This is a genomic window from Halococcus thailandensis JCM 13552, from assembly GCF_000336715.1.
In the GTDB taxonomy this organism is placed as follows: domain Archaea; phylum Halobacteriota; class Halobacteria; order Halobacteriales; family Halococcaceae; genus Halococcus; species Halococcus thailandensis.
Genome location: NZ_AOMF01000090.1, coordinates 1 through 16,197 on the forward strand (window position 1 = coordinate 1; position 16,197 = coordinate 16,197).

Consider the following 16,197-nt stretch of genomic DNA (forward strand, 5'->3'; position numbering starts at 1 on the left):
CTTCGACACCGCTGCGCAAGTCTACCTCCGGTAGCGGTGGTCACACGGGGCCTGCTACTGGGTACGGATTTACTGGATGGTCCACTGAGGCTCATGAAATCCGTCGAATTGACGGAATCTAAGAGACGGCACACTGGCATGTCGGGCTGAAGCTATGGATGAGAGGGTTAGATGCCTACCGTAGCCAGGGAATGTACGGATGCCCTCTCCAGAACAGTGTGCAACCTCCTTGCCAATGAGTCTTTTGGCCAGCCTAAAACATTCATCTATCTCGTCATCGATCAGAGCTACAGTAGCCAACGTGGCGGAGAGCACCGCGATTTTCGGGGTAACCTCTGGTTATGCACGGCGACGCTTTCGAAGTAGATCAAGTTAGCATGACCTGGAATTGCTCAGACTGTGCGGGCTTATGTTCTACAAGGATGGTTCGCCGATATATCTGTGGTGCGGCGGAAATTTCGGCCGATATCGAATGATTAGGGTGTTGTTCTGTTTTACGACGCGAGAAATATAGACAACGAATTTATAGCTTTGTCAGATCAATCTTGAGCATGGCTACCGTGGTACGATCCAGAGCCCGTTCATGTCGGACGATGAGATGGACCATCGGTGGAGGGACAGTGAGATGAGCACCGATCGATCCGGCACGGACTCCCCAAACGCGCGAGTGCTGGTCCCGATCCATGAGTGGCTTCCGTTGGCGGACGCCGAACGCCTGCTTGAAACCGCCGCTGCGATCGCCCGTGAGCAGGACGCCGAAATGCTCGTCGCCAGCCTCGCCGTGTTTGCCCGACAGACCCCACTCGATGCCGTACAGGACAACGAAGACGCCGCTCTCGCGGCACGAGAATCCGCCCAAGAGTACGTTGAGACCGCACGGGAATTTGATATCTCGGCCAGTGGTGTTGCCGTGCTTACTCACGATGAGACACACTCGATCCTCGAACTGATTGAGGAACGCGAGTGTGACGGCGTCATCTTGGCCGTCGATCCCACCACGACACAGCGCCGGCGGCTGCTGAGCGGCGATACCGTTGAATCGGTCGTCGCTCGCGCAGAGTGTGAGGTCTTCGTCGAGAAACAGCGTGAGGAGCGTGCGCCAATAGAGTCAGTGCTGTGTGCGGTCGATGGTGGTCCCCACTCCAAACTGGCTGCCGAAACCGCCCGCGCGATCGCATTCGATACCGGAGCCACCGTCACTATCGTCCACTACATCAAACCGGACCCCAGTATGAACGAGCGCGAGCGGTCAGCGACGATCCTCAACGCTGCTGAGGAGGTTCTCTCGGAAATTGACGCATTGACTGTCGAAGAGTGCGAAACCGAAGCCATCCCCAAGGCGATCATCAACCGTTCGGATCGCTACGATTACACTGTGCTCGGCGCGCCCACGAGCGGGTTGCTTCAACAGTTCACCTTTGGAACAGTGCCGGAAAGAGTCAATCAGGGAAGCCGGAACGCTGTCGTGATGGCACAGGCGGATACCGGCGATACGTCGCGGGTCAGTCGGTGGCTCACTGGCGACCCAATAAAGTAACCGCTGTGGCACGACGATCGAAGAGCGGTGGAATCAATCTTCTCACACCGAACTTCGCGGTCAGAATCGAATCTCACGTTTTCTTGGTGCTGTGTCTCCGGCTTGCAGGTGTATTCACAAATCATGAACGGGGCAACGATATCGTCAGTCTAACTGTCACTCTATAAGATCTATTCTGTACCACCGTCTAGAGCCATATGGAACGCAAACGAGATTTTAAAGGCACCGCCAAGCGAAACACGCAGCAATCATGGCCAAGCGCTATCAAAAACGTACATTCTGCCTGACGCGCTGGTTCAAAACCCGAACACTATCGAACGAGAGGACCGAGGAAACCACATAATGAACGCCAACAACAATCCAACGCCACCAGATGCACTACCGTCATCAATAGCAACCGAACTCAGCCAGCTCGATGATGAATCACTCCGTGCTGCCCTCGACTATGGACAGGCCCTGTTGAATACTCACACCGGTCCTGCATCGAAAATCGAAGCTGGGCCAAACGAGGAAATTGTCTCTGTCGAAGATCACGGAACCCATACAACCGTGAAAAAGTACGAAGATTGCGCTGATGGATGCGACGAGTGCCCACATGGGCCGTATCTCTACCACGTCCGTTCAGAGGAACATCCCAATGGTGAAGAGAATCAGCATTGGGTCTATATCGGGGAGGTGGTTGATGAATGTACATCGTGATCGTCGGAGCAGGCGATATTGGGACACCATTAATTGAGATCGCCACCGCTGGCGGTAATGAGGTCGTCGTGATCGAACGCGATGAAGCGAGGGCTGAGGCGGCCGCTACTAAATACGACTGTCTCGTACTCAACGACGACGCGACAATCAAGGATACGCTCAAAGATGCCGGAACCGATCGTACGGATGCACTGATCTCGACAACTGAACACGACGCGACCAATATCATGGTCTGCTTGCTTGCCCAAGAACTCGACGTCCCTAACGTCGTCTCAGTCGTTCATGATCCCGAGCACCTGAATGTCTTCCAGCAGATTGGCGTCAACGGAATGGAAAATCCCCAACGGCTGATTGCTGAGCATCTTTATCGGGCGGTGAAACGCCCGTCAATCGTCGATTTCATGCGGCTTGGTGAGAATGCGGAGGTATTCGAAATCACTGTCGGCGAAGAATCCTCTATCGCTGGATACACACTCGCTGAGGCTGGTACAGAAGGATTGCTTCCCGATGAGACGCTCATTGTCGCCATCGAACGCAATGGTGAAGAGCCGATTACCCCTGGTGGAGAAACGCGTATCGAGGCTGGTGACTCACTTGTGATATATTCGGCTATGGGAGCGATACCAGAAGTCACGGACGTTTTCGGCCACTACGAAGACCATGCTGGGAGTCTTAGAAACAGGCGTGAGCGACGTTAGATGCGCCACGGATCCACCGTTGCCGGCATTCCTGCAGATCTTGCGACGATAGCCCGAGATATTGGCTCGCTGCTCCTGATCGAATCGGCGCTCATGGGTGCCTCGGCGCTGGTCGGGCTTGCGTTCGGGGAGTACGGCGTCGCACTCGCATTCTTCCTCGCTGCGACGGCGACCCTCGCGGTCGGCGGCATAGCAAGACGAACTTTCGCCACCGCACCTGCTCCACAAACGAAACATGGGATGGTGATCGCTGCCGCAGGCTGGCTGCTCACCGCCGTTTTCGGTGCGCTGCCGTTTTTCCTTTCAGCACACCTGCTCTCGCCAGCCACCGCGGCCAGCTACATTCCCGAAGGGGCCAGCTACGCCGGATCGAGCCTTCAATACTTCACGAATCCGCTGCATGCCGTCTTTGAGTCGATGTCGGGTTGGACCGGTAGCGGACTGACGATGGCGGTCCACGAACCTTCATTGCCGCGCACGCTGCTGTGGTGGCGCTCGCTCATGCAGTGGGTCGGCGGCGTCGGCGTGATCGTGCTCACTGTGTCGATCCTCTCACGACCCGGGAGCGGCAGCTACACGCTCTACCGCAGTGAGGCACGCGAGGAACGCATCCATCCGAGTATCGTTTCGACCGTGCGAACTGTCTGGAAGATCTTCGTCGGCTACACCATCCTCGCCATTATCGTCCTCTTTGGTGCATTACTCGTGAGTGAGCCGCTGGCACCGGCTGAGGCCGCCTGGCAGGCGCTCAACCACGCGATGACCAGCCTCGCCACGGGTGGATTCTCAGTGACAGACAATTCAATCGCAACCTACGATTCGCCATTAGTCGAGACCGTCCTGTTGCCCATCATGACTCTCGGCGCGATTGCTTTCCCGATCCACTACGCCATCCTCAAAAACCGTGATTTCCGTGCGCTGCTCGCCGATCTCCAGACACGCTGGCTGTTCGTTCTACTTGGGGTGGGGATCGTTGTCTTGACCCTTCAGAACTTCCAGACGTTCGCGCCGCTTCTCTCGTTACGTGATTCAGCCTTCCAATTCGTCAGCGCGCTTTCCTGTACGGGCTTTCAGTCCTCGCCGATCGGTCAGTGGAGTGCAGGTGGGAAACTTATCATGTCCAGTGCAATGGTACTCGGTGGAGCAGCTGGTTCAACGGTGGGAGGAATCAAGATCATCCGGGGCTATACGATCGTTCGCGGCATTCGCTGGCAGTTCTCTCGCGTGTTCCTTCCAGTCAGTGCGGTTGTAACTACTCACATTGGTGATCGGAAACTCGACAGAGAGGAGATGGAACAGGAGTTTAGTGAGGCCGCTATTGTGAGTTTGCTTTGGGTGCTTATTTTGATAGGAGGAAGCATAATCCTCTCAAATCTGGTTGGACCAGGATTCAGCTATGCGGACACTTTATTCGAGGTAGCAAGTGCACAGGGCAACGTCGGGCTCTCGACAGGCATCACTGGCCCCTCGATGAACCCAATTGCAGAAGGTATGCTCGTGATCAATATGTGGATTGGACGGCTCGAAATCATTCCAATACTTGTGTTTCTTCGTTCGTTGATCTATGGGCTTAACCCATAACCAACGTGCCAAAATGCTTGCAAATATTTCAGGAGCTACCCAAAGCAGCGATCTCGAATGCGCTTCTGACAGAGAAAAACCTCGCAGTGAATCAGTGTGCTCACAAGGTGTTTGAGCGAATCAGCATTACGGCTGTCGGAGAATGCTGATTCAAACGCCGCGAAGACTTGTTCGAACTACGGCGGAAAACGAGTAACGCCGAGCACAGGATAGAAACAGTAGGACTGCACCGTGAATCGCTATTCGATGTTATTGCCTACTGCTCGCTGATCAGACAGAGAGCGTAGGAAAGAGTTGCTAAGCCGTGTGTTCTGGTGATCGTAGAGCGATGGATTAATCCCAATAACAGCCACCAGCCAGAACGTGGCTTCGAAGTGGTCGTCGAGTCGGCTGCGCGTTGATTGGCGGACGAGCATCAGTCTCGTCGGCACGATCGTGAAGTATCTCTCGACGACCCTGCTCATTCCGCTCGCGGTGGCGCTTTTCTACGGCCGTGACGTGCTGACGTTCGCCGTCGCGTTCGTCGTCACCGTGGTCGTCGGACTGGCGCTCGAACGCGTCGAACCCAACCCCGACCTCGGCCCACGCGAGGGGTTCTTGATGGTTGCGCTCACCTGGCTCGTCGTCGCGCTCGTCGGCACCGTCCCCTATCTCCTTTCGGGAATGGGCACCGGATCGACGCTCGCCCACCCGGTCAACGCCCTCTTCGAGTCGATGAGCGGCTTCACGACGACCGGCGCGACGATGATGGGCGAGATATCGTTCGCCCAGCACTCACACGCCCTCCTGCTCTGGCGACAGCTCACCCAGTGGCTCGGCGGCATGGGGATCGTCGTGCTCGCGGTCGCGATCCTNGCCCAGCACTCACACGCCCTCCTGCTCTGGCGACAGCTCACCCAGTGGCTCGGCGGCATGGGGATCGTCGTGCTCGCGGTCGCGATCCTTCCCAAACTCTCGGTCGGTGGTGCACAGCTGATGGACGCCGAAGCGCCCGGCCCGGGCATCGAGAAGCTTACCCCACGCATCGCCAAGACCGCACGCGTGCTCTGGCTGGTCTATCTCGGTTTCACCGTCCTGCAAATGGTGTTGCTCTACGGGCTCCATCTCGCCGGATTCGCTCCAAACATGGGACTTTACAACGCCGTTGCCCATCCGCTCACAACGATGCCTACCGGTGGGTTCTCGCCGGAAGCCCGCTCAATCGAGGCATTCTCCGCGGCCGTCCAATGGCTTATCATCCCGTTCATGGCCGCAGCCGGGACGAACTTCGCGCTGTTCTGGCACGTTCTGAGCGGTAACCCAGAGAAACTGACTGACGACATCGAGTTCCGCTCGTATATCGGGATCATCGGCGTCCTCACCGCACTCGTCGCAGGACTACTATTCACCGGGACGGGCATCGATACTGTCACCGATGCCGTGGCACCGATCATCGGCGAGGCCGAGGACTCGATCCGTCACGCTGCGTTCAATATCGCTAGTTGTCCACTCTGGCTCAACAGCCCGGTTGATGACATGTAGTAGTCAGAATGATATGACTGAATCAGTCGCCTGATTCAGCCGCTGTCCTGATTTCTGTGTGATGAAGCTCCCAAAGCTCAAGCGCATCCTCACAGATCCGGACGAGTTCATTTCGAACGGTCAGTTGAAGTCTCTTAGCATGGAATTGCTTGAGCTGATACCGTTGGAAGGAATCGAGGGCTCCGGCCTCGATTCCGAGGAAATCATGGAAGTCGTGCTACGGGCTGCTGTTGATACGACATCGGTCAACGGCGTCACGACAAACACCGAGGACACACCAAATCGGGAGACCGTGATGGATTGGTTGCACACGCTGGAGAACGAGCCGATGCTTGATGCTGTCAACGATATCCTTGCGTTGGTGGCGATGACGGTTCTCGACCGCAGCGGGTCGAGAACCGTCTGTATCGATTTCATGGACAACCCGTTCCATGGTCATCCGGAGGATGAAGACGAGTTCCGCCGGATGCAAGCCCGTGATGGTACCACGAAGTGTCATCGCTACTGCACAGCGTTCGTCCTTGCACAAGGGAAGCCGCTGACGCTGGCGGTCGAACCAGTTGACGGCGATGATAACAAGGCAGACGCGGTCGAGCGCCTGCTCGCCCGCGTCGAGACGTATCCATTCGAGATTGAGCGGATTCTCATCGACAGAGCAGCCTACAACGGAGAGCTGATCGGTGTGCTTCGTGAGGCAGCGCCGCCAGTCTTTCCGGTGAAAACCGGGAAAGACTCGCTGGAGGAGAAGCTGACAACGAATAAGTCGTACATGACTGAGGAGACGATTTGCGAAGGAAAACCGCATGAGCAAACGTATCCACTGGCGGTGAACGTCACGTACCAAAACGGCGATCGAGGGAAATCAGGACTCAAACAGACGGGATACGCGGCGTACGGTCTGGAAGACCGCACGCCGACGCAAGTAGCACGGATCTACAACAACCGGTCACGGATCGAGAAGAGCTACGAGAAATTCCGGGAAGCGCGAGCACTGACAACGACGCCGTCCACGACAATTCGGCTGTTCTACGTGGGTGTTGGCTTCTTGTTAGAGCAGTTGTGGATCGTGTTGCAGTGGGCAGTGCTCGCCCAGCCACGACGTGGTGGGCGAGCACTCCCGACAGAGTTCGCGTTCAGTGATGCGTTTCTCCACGGAATCGAGGAGGTGTTGGACGATGAGCTCAACTGGAAGAAGAAGCATCGAACGAACGGAGAGGGACTGCCAGCAGGACACGAGCACGGACTCGGCTGAGCCGCCTCGCTTCGTGAAGCGAGGCTGGCGAGGAGCGACAGCTCTGTTCTGGGAGTGGTCTCAGTGACAGCCACGGCAGGAATACGTATCTGATCCGATATCTTCTGGCTCCTCCGCAGCGTTCGTCGGGTTCTTTGTCTCTTTTTCGGCGTCACTCCGGTGTGAAACCGGGCTTTTGCTGCCAGCGTTATCGATAGAGTGGACAACTAGCGAATATTGTTTCGGTCATCACCACTACTGGCTATGCAAATATGGATTTCAATACGTGGAGTGCGCCCGCACAATATTTCCTCCTCTTCGTGATGTTCATCGGCGGCTCGGCCGGTTCGACCGGTGGCGCGATCAAGATCGTCCGCTGGGTTATCATCATCAAGACCCTTCGCCGCGAATTGTTTACGACTATCCACCCCGAGGCCGTCTCACCGGTTCGCCTCGGCGGCAGCATCATCGACGAACGTGCCATCCGTGGCATCTACGTGTTTACGGTGCTGTACATGGTCTTTTTCTTCGTCGCCAGCCTGTTAGTGGTTGTCGACGTCTGGCGGATCGGCCAGCAGCTCCCTGCTTTCGAAGCGATGAGTGCCGTCGCTGCAACCCTCGGCAACGTTGGCCCCGGCTTTGGAGCCGTCGGTCCGATGAACAATTACCTCAACTTCCCAGCTACCTCGAAGCTCCTCATGACCTTCCTGATGTGGATTGGGCGACTCGAAATTCTGCCTGTACTCGTCCTCCTCACGCCGTCCTACTGGCGTACATAGTGAGTCTGCCGGTTGATTCGTTCCTGAAGCCTAACTTTGTTTCTCAGCTTTTCTCATTGGGAGGATGGGCCGTCGACGTTCTTCTTCGGCAATGGCCGTGGAGATGTCAACGATGAGCTTTCCGGTGCCGTCAGGACGTACTTCAGAGATCCAACTATCGGTGATAGTGACAGTGGTCCCGGCGTCTTCGCAGCATTCGCAAAAGCGCTGGTAGATACTGCCGAGTCGTGCCGATCGTAAAATCCCCCAACTACCACGCACTCGTACTCGCCAGTATCAGTACCTCACAAAGCTGGTTATGTGAAGGGGCTGCTTGGTGGATTGATGGAGGCCAACCAAGCAGCCAGTGAACTCACAGAGGACCAGGTCCTTAACTTTCTCGTCAACACCCTCGACGAGGAGATCGATATCGAACTCGGCGAAAACGCCGATATCGATTCCGAGGACATCTGGGACGTCCTCGTCGGCGCAACAGCCGACGAGGACTCGGTCAGCCACCTCTGCGAGATTTCAGAGGACTCACCGCATGGCAATACGATTCTCCACCACCTTCGGACGAAGTTCGAACTCTCTGAGCTCGAACGAGTCGGCAAGACACTCATCCAGCAGGATATCCTCGAACTGCTTCCGGATCGGCCGGTGGAGGTCGTCGCCGACCTCCATCTCCGTCCGTACTACGGCGAGGAGTACGAATCTAAAGATGAGCTCTACAATTCACTCGCTAAAGCCGGAACGACGACGTTCCACGGCTATGCCACGCTCTACGCCCGCGTACGCAACAAACGCTATACGCTGGCGGTGCGCCGTCTGACCGACGGCGACACCGCCAGCTCGATCCTCGCGGAACTACTCGGCGTGCTCGACGGCCTTGACCTCGAAGTCAAGGCCGTCTACCTCGACCGCGAGTTCTACGATACGTACTGTTTGACGCTGCTTGCTGCCCACAACTACGCTTTCGTCATGCCGATCGTGAAGTGGGGCGAGAAGATTCAGAACGAATTGAGCACAGGCTGGAGTCGCGTGATNGGTCTATATCGACTGTACGTACCAGCAAGGGAAGTACGATGAGGAAGGTGTGGCGCGTCACGGCTACGCCGTCGACGCGCCGTTCATCGAGACGCCACGCCAAGCCAGGAAACACTACAGCCGTCGATTCGGTATCGAATCGTCCTACCGTCTGTCTGAGCGAAGTGTAGCGAACACGACGACACAGAATCCAGCGGTGCGGTTCCTGTACGTGCTGATTAGCTTCCTCCTCCAGAATGCGTGGCGGTATCTCCACTGGGAGTACGTGGCGTCGCCGCGCCGAGGCGCGCGACGCCTCTGGTCATGGCGATTCGATGAATTCCTCGGAATGGTGCGTCGTGCAGCGGAGACGGCACTCGCTGTACGTCGCGCCGTCCCCGCAAACAAGCCTCCGGACGACCGTTTCGAGCGCTAACCCACCGACCGGGAATGCCTGCTCGATGAGTGGCAACACCGTCGCGTCGGCGGCGTTCCGCCGCCGACTGCGACAGGTTCGATGCTTTCGGTGTTGAACCTCGCCCTCAGCAGTTNCCGTCGCGTCGGCGGCGTTCCGCCGCCGACTGCGACAGGTTCGATGCTTTCGGTGTTGAACCTCGCCCTCAGCAGTTGCTCGATACCGACTTCTCCACTAAATTCACGCCTCAGAAGCAATCAACTGGCGTGCTTTGTGAGGTACTGAGACTCCGTAAAGATTGCTCCCCTGTCTTAGACGAGACGTACAACCACCGGACGTAGGTCGAGCGAATGCTACGGTCAAAGACTGCCGCTCTTCTGTAGATCTGCGGAATTGCATGCTAACGATGAACGTGACAGGGTGAGAAACAGCTGCTACGTCACGAATGCAGACCATTCAAGGAAATGAATCGCCCGTTGTCTTGCGGTTCCGCTGTACTACAGAAGAGCGATTCGAGTACAGCATACGAACCATCGCCTACGCGGGGTCAGTCCGAAATTGAGATAGGTCGACATCGAGAGGGAGTTCGTCGAAATCGTCGTCTGCTCCAACAAGTAGTGTTGCATCACGTTCGACTGCGAGAGCGACCGCGTTTGCATCCGCCAGCGAAATATCGCCGTCTGCTTTGATTTCGCCAGCGAGCCGCCACGGAGCCACACGGATCGTCAGTCCGCGGCGTTCAAGCGCGCGAAGATCGCGGTCGGCGTCCCGGAATGATGCTTTGGTCGGCTTGTCATCAGCTGTCCCCTCGAACCGAGCGACGAGATAGAACACCTCACTGGCGTTAGCCTCAGCGAGATTCCCTTCAGCGTCGCCCTCGAAGACCGCATCTAATGTTGTTGCGATTGTCTCGTGGCCCGGTTCGTTGTAGAGGTACGCAATGATAGCCTCGGTATCGAAGACGTACTCAGTCATTCAGCGTCCTCGTCAGGACGCAACCGTTCAGCGATCTCCTCCTCGCGTTGTTTTTCCTCATCGTTGACCTCACGCACTTTTTCGAGGACCTCGCCGGGTTCGTGCTCACCTGCGTGAATACCGTGGAGATCTTCTGCGGGAGGCAGCGGTTCGACGATGATTCTCCCTTCATCTTCGTAGACGAGGACCTCACCGGGTGTGTCGATCCCGAACTTCTCGCGGAGGCGTTGGGGAATTGTGGCTTGTCCTTTCTGCGAGACGCGGATGATCTCTGGTTCCGAAGTACTACTGGCCATTAACAATCATACTTTGTTGGTCGAGTATTACTAAGTGTTTCGTCAACGATAGTGTTTAGCAGAAGTTCTCATACTGTCTCATAGGGCTCTATTGAATCCGCAGAGGGCAGCGGGATTCACGATTTGAGCGCCAGTTCGAGGTTGTAGACCGCAGCGGTGAGCGTGATCTCGNAGGGCTCTATTGAATCCGCAGAGGGCAGCGGGATTCACGATTTGAGCGCCAGTTCGAGGTTGTAGACCGCAGCGGTGAGCGTGATCTCGCGGAACTGACGATACCATGACCGCGCTCGGACGGCGGAGCCGTACGAGCGCTTGATCACCGAATTCACGGTCTCACAGATCGACCGCTGGTTGTAGAGTTCATCCTGGATCCGTGCGTTGTGGGCGTGATCGTACGGTGCGAAGACACGATGCTTGATCAGCGGACGGATGCCTTCGGCCCGGAGAGCTTCGCGGAAGCTCATGTCGTCGTAGCCCTTGTCGGCGGCGAGACTGAGCAGGTCGCCCGCGTTCCGCAGGGCGACCTGCGGGCCGATGTTCGTTCCGTTGGGCCACTTCGCGCTACAGTGAACGTCGATAACCGCGCCCTGCGCGGTATCGACGAGAAACGTCGCCTGTACGGTCTGTACGTCTCTATCACAGCGCTTGAGGTAGTGGCTCGATGCTTCTCTGCGGTCGAAGTAGGTGGCATCGATGGCGGCGTGACCGGACTGGTCGAGCAGCTCCGACGAGAGTCGGAGCAGCTCTCGCCAGACGACCATCGGAGCTCGATCAAGGGACCTACACAGCGCGGATGGACCAATGAACTCGCCGCGCTCGAGGACGAGCGCGGCTCGGACCCGTTCCATCTCTTCAGCCCAGTCGAGGACTTCGGCGAGTGTCGCATCCATGTGTTCACGGAGAAAGTGCAGGACGGCGTGCTTCCAGCCGGCAACTCCGTTGCCGGCAGGATCGCTGATCTGGATCAGCGCTGCATCAGTAAGTTTTCGTGCAATCGAGACAGCCTGTTTGACGAAGCGGAAGAGAATCTTCTGCACAAAGACTCCTCTTCCGCTTCGTCTCAATCGTTCTGACGACTCACCCCGACGCCGTCGGCGGATTCAATAGAGCCGNAGAATCTTCTGCACAAAGACTCCTCTTCCGCTTCGTCTCAATCGTTCTGACGACTCACCCCGACGCCGTCGGCGGATTCAATAGAGCCGTGGGATAGTGGAACCGCGAGCTGATATGTGATTTAACTCTTGAATAATCTGTATTTGTGACGTAGTGGTTGTTACTAACATCAATATATTTACTGTCGGCGTGTGATTTTGCCAGCCTACACAACTGCACTTCTGAGATTTTCTGACAGATCAGTAACATATATTTTCGGAGGTACCGCAGTATGTTGGCTTTAGAGACAGGAGAAATCTGGCTCTTCATAGCAGGCAGAGCGAAGGCCACAAGGCTGTGTATTCCGGAGGCGGTGGCGAAGAAGTCCTCACAAGGAATGCGGTAGGACGGATTTGATGTGTCCAGCAAGTTCGTCCTACCGGATAATGCGACGGTCGAACAGGTTTTCAAAGCATTGGACCCCGAGACAGCAGCGCTTTTCGAACATCTTGACTTCTCGTTTCTCGTCGACTATCCCGTGTTCGCCCCCTCGGATCGGGGGGCGAACACGGGTTCACCACCCATCGGAACCTGAAAGGCCTCCTTCACTGCTTCTACCACGACATCTACGGTCCACGCCCAATGGCACGAGAATTTCAATCTCTGAGAAGCCGAAGTTTCGTCAAACTGCTGTGAGTGTGAATTCATAAATCTCTATTTTCCACTATGATATCTTACTCGTTCGTGTCTTTGCCGTGCGCCGTGTCGTCCGCGAGTCCAGGAGGGAGTCCGAGGTGTTTGATACCGCTTTGGTTTTCGATTTGGAGCTGATAGAAACCCGTATTTTCGGCAGTACTGGCTCGTTTGAGGAGGTCCGGCTGACTGTTCATTTCGACACTTTCTTCGAGACGTACGCGTTCGTCACCGGAAACTTTGCTGATCGGACCAGTGAGGAGGACGCTGCGCCAGTTAAACGTCGTTTCCGCCCGATAGACGAGAAATCGAGCGATTGACGCTTGATCGCTTAAGTTTGCTTTCCGGCTGTTAGAACCGACGAGATATGGAAAGTAGAGCTGTGAATCGCCATCGAACCAAAACGACATCGGGCGTAGCGCGGGCGCACTATCCGTTGGAAGCCCCAGTACACCAATGCTCTGGCTTGACAAGAATCTGCGAACTGCTTCATCGTCCATCTGTTCCATGCCGTATTCACTCAGTTCATCGGTCGTCATTGGATCACGTCCTTTCGCGCATTGACCGCCAACACCGGCATTTCAGCGTGTCTGATGACTCGTTCGGCGGTACTGCCGAGAAGGTAGCGGTTGAGACCAGTTCGGCCAGTCGTCCCCATTGTGATGAGATCGATCCCATTCTCATCAGCGTAGTCAAGTAAATCGCGTGCCGGCAGCCCCTCGTAGACGCTCGTCGTCGTATCGAGATCGACATCCGCCGCACGCGTAGCGATCTCCTCGGTCGCACGCTCGCCTTCGGCTTCGAAACGCTCGGCCAACTCCGGTGGCGCGGAGTAGCCAGGTGTGAGTGTTACCGAGCCGGCATCGACGATGTTGACTGCATGAACGCGAGCGCCGGCTTTCTGTGCAATTCCGATGCCGTGGTCGATGGCCATGCTTGCGGCATCACTGCCGTCAGTCGGAATCATGATCTCCTCGTAACCATCAGTGAGTTCGCTTTCTTCAACTGCTTTGGCCGTCAGCACTGGACACGGAGCCTGACTGACGACGCGCTCGGTCACACTGCCCGCCACGTATCGACTCACCCCGGTTCGACCGTGCGTCCCCATCGAGACGAGATCGATATCGTATTCGTTGGCGTATTCGAGTATCGCGTCAGCAGGTTTTCCTCTAAGTACTGACGTCTCTATCGCGTCGCCCTCAAAGGTCTCCTCAGTTGTCGCGATGGCGTCTTCGTATTCGGCTTCAATGCGTTCGACGAACTGTCGATCGACCCCGCCAGCGTTGAACATCCCACCCGCCGTNCGCGATGGCGTCTTCGTATTCGGCTTCAATGCGTTCGACGAACTGTCGATCGACCCCGCCAGCGTTGAACATCCCACCCGCCGTCTGTATGTCGGCAGCACTGACGAGATGAACCGTTGCGTCGAACGCCTGCATGAGATAGTGGGCGTGTTCGGCGGCTCGAATCGCGTGCTCACTGCCGTCGGTCGGAACGAGGATCGTCTCGTACATCGTTTGTCAGAACAATCCGCCAGCATATGAATCCAGTTGATGATTCTGAAATACGGAGAATGAGCCTATGGATTCATGTTCTGCACACCCATAGTAGCTGGGTCGCTTTGATACTGTTACTGGGGTAGAGTTTTATCGGTTCGTGGCGTAGTTTGGGTTATGAGTGAGAGTGACTCTGGACAGCTGACCGGCGACGAGCGGGATGGATTTCTCGGCAGCGGTGGCATAGGTGTTCTATCGTTATCAGAAGATGAGGCAGCACCATATTCAACACCCGTTTCATACGGCTATGATACGGTCGAGTCAATTTTTTATTTTCGGCTTGCTAATCCACCAGAAAGCGGGAAAGGCGATCTTTCCGACCGGTCCGTCTCATTTGTGGTCTACGGCAACGACGACGGGTGGAAAAGCGTCGTGGCAACTGGACAACTAGAGCGAACCACTGAAGAGTCGATTGCCGCTGAGAGCTTGCAGGGGCTCGAACGAGTCCACATCCCACTAGTCGATATTTTCGGTAAGCCTCCACGAGAGGTGCCCTTTGAGTTCTACCGACTCGTTCCAGACGAGCTGACCACACGAACGGAAACTCATACTGAACTCTGAAATACAGTCTGCAGCAGCGAACCAGATTCGATGAAATCAGAACAAGATAAAGCGGTTAGCGAGCGTTTTCAATCATTTGTAGCGGTTTTTACGACGAGCGCCGGACGATTTGTCAGTCGAAGAACACGGTCGGTAACGCTGCCCAACAACGCCCGGTACTCTGCGGAACGACGTTTCGTTCCGAGAATGATAAGGCTCACGTCGCGCTCATCGGCATAGTCGGTGATCGTTTCGACGGGGTCGCCGTGCTGTATCGTTGTGGTGACTTCGACACCGTGGCTTTCGGCGTCGGAACGGACCGTTTCGAGTATCTCGCGTCCATGTTCGGTGAGACCATGTTCTGGCCCTTCTGCCGAGTCGACATATTCGTCACCGCTGTACGCTGTGTAGATAGACTCATCAACCACATATAGGACGTCTAATTCGGCGTTGTGAGCCGCAGCGAGGTTAATGGCGTGGGAGTTTGCGTTTTTTGACGCAGTGGTACCATCGGTCGCCAATAAGATTCGATCGTACATACATTCAGAAATCAGTGCTGATCCACAATATACTATCGGATATTTTTGCTATAGACTTTTCATCAGAACACACAACTATCATTTTGCGATAAAAATTCTATTTTTCAAGTATGTCTGATTAGTTTGTATCATTGGAATTATCTTCATGAAGGCTATACGTTTCATCTGAAGCCGGTTGACGAACCATTAGTACGGGAACTGGTGAGGTACGGACAATATTAGAACTGACTCTCCCAAGAGTATACTGGCTAAAATCTGTCTGTCCATGTGTGCCGATAGTGACGAGGCCAATATCGTTGGCCTTGATGTACGAATGAATTTCACGATGTGGCCGACCATACACGATTGAACTAGTGACTGAAGGGACTGACGCTGTATTCGCGGCCTCCACACCTTTTGTGATGGTTTCATTTCCTAGCTTTTTGAGTTGCTCGTCAGACACTTCTGATCTGACATCGAATTCCATCGTGGCCATCTCTACGACGTGAAGTAAATGGAGTGTCGCACCAGTTGTATTCGCGAGATTGATTCCCTCTTTCAGAGCTCGATCTGCACCTTGGCTACTATCAATCGGAACGAGAACATCACGAGTTGGATAGGAGTAATCGTGACTAACGCTTGGGTTGACTGTTAAAATTGGAATGTCAGAGTGATTAATGACTCTCTCCGTAACACCTCCGAGCAGGAACCGTTCGAGATCCTCTTTTCCGTGATTTGGCATAACGATGAGATCAATATCGAACTGCTCGCCGTACTCAACGATCAACTCGTGTGGTTGACCTTGAAGTACGTTAGAAACGATTGAAATCTCTCGTCCCTCTGCTTGCTTGGCGGTTTCGAGAACAATCTGTTCGCCTTTATTTTCCAACTCATTAACGTTGGTACCTGTATCTGGGGTTGAATCTGCCACATTAACAATATGGACCTCCGCATCGTGTTCTGATGCAACTTCAAGAGTGTACTTGAACACAGATGATGTTATTTCGCTACCGTCACTCGGGAAGAGAAGTCGATCGTACATACTGGAACGTGGAGTGCTG

The 16,197-nt window shown here is 55.3% G+C and carries 12 protein-coding genes and 5 pseudogenes; 10 read left to right on the plus strand and 7 right to left on the minus strand.

The window, feature by feature from the left end; genetic code table 11:
* Window positions 1-625: 625 nt before the first annotated feature.
* From C451_RS03640 to C451_RS03670, 8 genes and pseudogenes are all read left to right on the plus strand, one after another.
* Window positions 626-1,537 (plus strand): universal stress protein, encoded by a 912-nt coding sequence (locus C451_RS03640; RefSeq protein WP_049912839.1) that lies wholly within the window; start codon window positions 626-628, stop codon window positions 1,535-1,537.
* Window positions 1,538-1,879: 342 nt separating this feature from the next.
* Window positions 1,880-2,236, plus strand: coding sequence for a hypothetical protein (locus C451_RS21745; protein ID WP_152420393.1), 357 nt, complete (start codon window positions 1,880-1,882; stop codon window positions 2,234-2,236).
* Window positions 2,224-2,934, plus strand: a complete 711-nt coding sequence (locus C451_RS03645; protein ID WP_007737829.1) for a potassium channel family protein — start codon at window positions 2,224-2,226, stop codon at window positions 2,932-2,934. The genes C451_RS21745 and C451_RS03645 overlap by 13 nt, the downstream gene beginning before the upstream one ends.
* Complete coding sequence (locus tag C451_RS03650; RefSeq protein WP_007737833.1) at window positions 2,935-4,515, plus strand: TrkH family potassium uptake protein; 1,581 nt, start codon at window positions 2,935-2,937, stop codon at window positions 4,513-4,515.
* Between the two features lie 363 nt (window positions 4,516-4,878).
* Window positions 4,879-5,997: pseudogene (locus tag C451_RS03655) on the plus strand (TrkH family potassium uptake protein); the annotation flags it as partial.
* 100 nt (window positions 5,998-6,097) lie between these two features.
* Window positions 6,098-7,288, plus strand: coding sequence for an ISH3 family transposase (locus C451_RS03660; protein WP_049912841.1), 1,191 nt, complete (start codon window positions 6,098-6,100; stop codon window positions 7,286-7,288).
* A gap of 215 nt (window positions 7,289-7,503) precedes the next feature.
* A pseudogene (locus C451_RS03665) lies at window positions 7,504-8,046 on the plus strand (potassium transporter TrkG); the annotation flags it as partial.
* 324 nt (window positions 8,047-8,370) lie between these two features.
* Window positions 8,371-9,487: pseudogene (locus C451_RS03670) on the plus strand (ISH3 family transposase).
* Window positions 9,488-10,003: 516 nt separating this feature from the next.
* Here the strand turns inward: C451_RS03670 and C451_RS03675 are convergent.
* The 3 genes from C451_RS03675 to C451_RS03685 all read right to left on the minus strand — a co-directional run bounded on the left by C451_RS03675 (window position 10,004) and on the right by C451_RS03685 (window position 11,774).
* The gene (locus C451_RS03675) at window positions 10,004-10,441 is read right to left on the minus strand and encodes a PIN domain-containing protein (RefSeq protein ID WP_007737845.1); all 438 of its coding nucleotides are present in this window, start codon (window positions 10,439-10,441) and stop codon (window positions 10,004-10,006) included.
* On the minus strand, window positions 10,438-10,737 hold the full coding sequence (locus tag C451_RS03680; RefSeq protein ID WP_007737846.1) for an AbrB/MazE/SpoVT family DNA-binding domain-containing protein: 300 nt from the start codon (window positions 10,735-10,737) through the stop codon (window positions 10,438-10,440). The genes C451_RS03675 and C451_RS03680 overlap by 4 nt, the downstream gene beginning before the upstream one ends.
* A gap of 206 nt (window positions 10,738-10,943) precedes the next feature.
* Window positions 10,944-11,774: an IS5 family transposase gene (locus tag C451_RS03685; protein WP_007737847.1), complete on the minus strand. Its 831-nt coding sequence runs from the start codon at window positions 11,772-11,774 to the stop codon at window positions 10,944-10,946.
* 539 nt (window positions 11,775-12,313) lie between these two features.
* On the opposite strand from C451_RS03685, the pseudogene C451_RS23580 reads away from it, so the two are divergent.
* Window positions 12,314-12,492, plus strand: a pseudogene (locus tag C451_RS23580) (IS5/IS1182 family transposase); the annotation flags it as partial.
* 71 nt (window positions 12,493-12,563) lie between these two features.
* Here the strand turns inward: C451_RS23580 and C451_RS03695 are convergent.
* On the minus strand, window positions 12,564-13,061 hold the full coding sequence (locus tag C451_RS03695) for a pyridoxamine 5'-phosphate oxidase family protein (protein ID WP_007737848.1): 498 nt from the start codon (window positions 13,059-13,061) through the stop codon (window positions 12,564-12,566).
* Window positions 13,058-14,036, minus strand: a pseudogene (locus C451_RS03700) (universal stress protein). The gene C451_RS03695 and the pseudogene C451_RS03700 overlap by 4 nt, the downstream one beginning before the upstream one ends.
* A 159-nt stretch (window positions 14,037-14,195) precedes the next feature.
* Between C451_RS03700 and C451_RS20780 the strand changes: the two are divergent.
* On the plus strand, window positions 14,196-14,639 hold the full coding sequence (locus tag C451_RS20780; protein WP_007737850.1) for a pyridoxamine 5'-phosphate oxidase family protein: 444 nt from the start codon (window positions 14,196-14,198) through the stop codon (window positions 14,637-14,639).
* A gap of 68 nt (window positions 14,640-14,707) precedes the next feature.
* Here C451_RS20780 and C451_RS03705 read toward each other — a convergent pair whose 3' ends face one another.
* Both C451_RS03705 and C451_RS20785 read right to left on the minus strand, forming a co-directional pair.
* On the minus strand, window positions 14,708-15,157 hold the full coding sequence (locus tag C451_RS03705; protein ID WP_049912842.1) for a universal stress protein: 450 nt from the start codon (window positions 15,155-15,157) through the stop codon (window positions 14,708-14,710).
* A gap of 118 nt (window positions 15,158-15,275) precedes the next feature.
* Window positions 15,276-16,178 (minus strand): universal stress protein, encoded by a 903-nt coding sequence (locus C451_RS20785; protein ID WP_007737854.1) that lies wholly within the window; start codon window positions 16,176-16,178, stop codon window positions 15,276-15,278.
* Window positions 16,179-16,197 lie beyond the last annotated feature (19 nt).